A 2,448-nucleotide genomic window follows, 5' to 3' on the forward strand; every position below is an offset into this window, starting at 1 on the left:
GCGATCCCGCTGGCTCGGTCGCCAACTCTGAATCATATAACCAGGACGAGGTCAGCCACCCTTTTGGGTCAAGCTCTAATACTACAGCCGGGTTTCAGGCGGATGCCAGGCTCGTCGTGCCCAGTGGGCTCGTCTGGCGCGCTGCTGATGGCGGCGGCGCCATTCGGACCAGCGAAACAGTCGCTGGCGATCGAGATAGGGTCTGGCGATTACGGCGGCGATCAGGTGCCTGATTTCGGGCACGGTCAGCGGCAGCAAGTCTTCGGCGAGGCTTTTCAGGTCCACACCCCCCGACGGCGCCCTTTCGGACGGCGGCGAGGTAGGCCAGGGCCAGCATGGCGAAGGTGATGTGCCAATGCCACCCCACCCAGGAGCGGACTTCATATTGGTCGAGCCCGACCTCGCCTTTGCTGTCCTCGAACAGGCTTTCGATGGACCATCGCGATCCGGCGATCTTCACCAGCTCATCCAAGCTCGTCGCCTCGGGCGCGTGGGTGAGATAGAAAGTGACGTCGCTCGGGTCGGCGAGGGAACGGCGCACCAGCAGGCCGCAGCGGAACCCTTTGGCGCCGCCAGCATGGGGCAGGAAAGCCCAATCGTACAGGCGCGGGCCCTTGGCACCAGCGCCCGCGCTCAGGCGCTGCCAGTCCGCCTCGCCCAGACCCTCGATCCAGGCTGCGACCGGCCGCATACCGAGGTGCTGATTCGAGGCGACGGTGAGCACGTAGCCGCGCCGATGCTGTTGCGCCCACTGGCGCAGGGCGTAGACCCCGCCATACACGCTGTCGCCGGTGACCCAGGCGAAGGGCACGCCGGCGGCCCGGGCGCGCTCCAGCATGGCCAAGCCCAGCATCGGTTTCGTGGCGAAGGCCAGCTCGTCCGGGATGCGAGCCTCGGCTCGCCGCAGCCGGTCCTTGGCCCAGTCCTTTGGAAGGTAGAGCGCCCGGTCGAGCAGCACGCGGCCGTGCCGGCTCGCATAGCCCAGGAAGACGCCGATCTGGCTGTTCTCGATCCGGCCTGCCGTCCCAGAGTATTGCCGTGCGACGCCAGCCGATTTTTTGCCTTTCTTCAAGAACCCGGTCTCGTCGAGAACCAACACAGCATCAGCGTCGCCGAACTGTTCGACCACGTAGGCCTGCAGGTCGTCCCGCACCGCGTCGGCGTCCCACCGCATGCGCGACAGGAACTCCTGCACGCCGTCCGGCGTGCGGTCCCCAGCCGCTTCGGCCAGCTGCCAGCCGTTCTTGCGCTCGATCGGCAACAACAGCCCGCGAAGGTAGGCGGCCGCGCGACGGCGCGGCTCCGATCGACCGAAACGGGACGCGATGCGATCCACAATGTCGTCCAGGCCCGTCAGCCAGTCGGCCACCTCGCTGCTTGTCGTCATGTTGACGCCCTCCGCCCACACAACGCCCAAACCCGGCTGTAGTACTAAGCCGGATGCGCCCTCGAGGGATAACGGCGATGTCGACCATACCAGTCCAAACAGGCCCTAGTTTCCCGGTCGCAACGTCGCCGACAGGTCGGGAACTCAAGGTTCTCTTCCAGCCTAATCCGACTAAACGCAGACAGGCGGCCTTCGGTCATCATCCCTAACTCGTGCGGCCCATCAGAATGCCCGGAAGCGGACATCTCCCGAGCCTGCAATGGGTCAACTGGGGTCCTTCAGAGGTGCCTGTTGGACGGACCTGGGAAGCGTGAGTCGAGAATGCCTACGGCAGCGGAAGGTGGGCGCAACCCTCACTGAGCGGACAATCGATTTGCATGCATCCGATGCGATCGTTGATGCGATTGCCGTTGCAGATATCTAGGCCGCCTTCGGCGCAGAACCGCCAGACCGCATGCTGCACCAGGCGTGGAAAATAGGCAGGGCCATCCGGGCATAGGATTGTGGCGTCGATCTCGCGTGAGCAGCGCTCCAGGACCTCCGCGCAGCCACCCGCCTCGTAGCACAGTCGCCCATAGGCGTGCTCCGTCCCGACCTGCCGGGCGACCCCGGTTCGATGCAGCCAGTTGTGCACCAGAGTGTCGATGGCGATCATCGTGGCTCCCGCGGTAACCCTCCGCTCCCGGGCAGGGTCTCCGGCGAGCAGCAGCTCGGCCAGGGCCATCGCCAGCACCTTAAACGAGATCCCGTAGACATGGCTCAGCGGCGCGAGCAGGGCTTCCCGCATCAGCGCTGGACGGTCATCCTCACCAGGGTGGTCGGCCTCAGTTAGGCGATCGTCGATCCAGCTTATGACATCACCGCCGCACACGTCACGGATGAACAGGAACAGCGCGTAGGCCATCTGGTTCAGGCGACCATTGCGTAGATCGTGCCGCGGCAGGGGGCAGGTCTCAAAGAACACGGGTTCGGCGCAGCTGTTGGGTAAGCGTCGCTCCGCCCCCACCTTCTGGAGCCTGACCGGGTGATCGATGATCGAGGCTGCAGGAGGCTTCGATCCA

The 2,448-nt window shown here is 65.2% G+C and carries 2 protein-coding genes; both read right to left on the minus strand.

Features of this window, described 5'->3' with window-relative positions:
* Positions 1 to 94: 94 nt before the first annotated feature.
* Positions 95 to 1,387, minus strand: a complete 1,293-nt coding sequence (locus D3273_RS27495; protein WP_129230200.1) for an IS701 family transposase — start codon at positions 1,385 to 1,387, stop codon at positions 95 to 97.
* Between the two features lie 325 nt (positions 1,388 to 1,712).
* A partial coding sequence (locus tag D3273_RS28620) for a hypothetical protein (protein WP_207210932.1) occupies positions 1,713 to 2,448 on the minus strand: 736 nt, incomplete at its 5' end.

It is taken from the genome of Lichenibacterium minor (assembly GCF_004137685.1).
In the GTDB taxonomy this organism is placed as follows: domain Bacteria; phylum Pseudomonadota; class Alphaproteobacteria; order Rhizobiales; family Beijerinckiaceae; genus Lichenihabitans; species Lichenihabitans minor.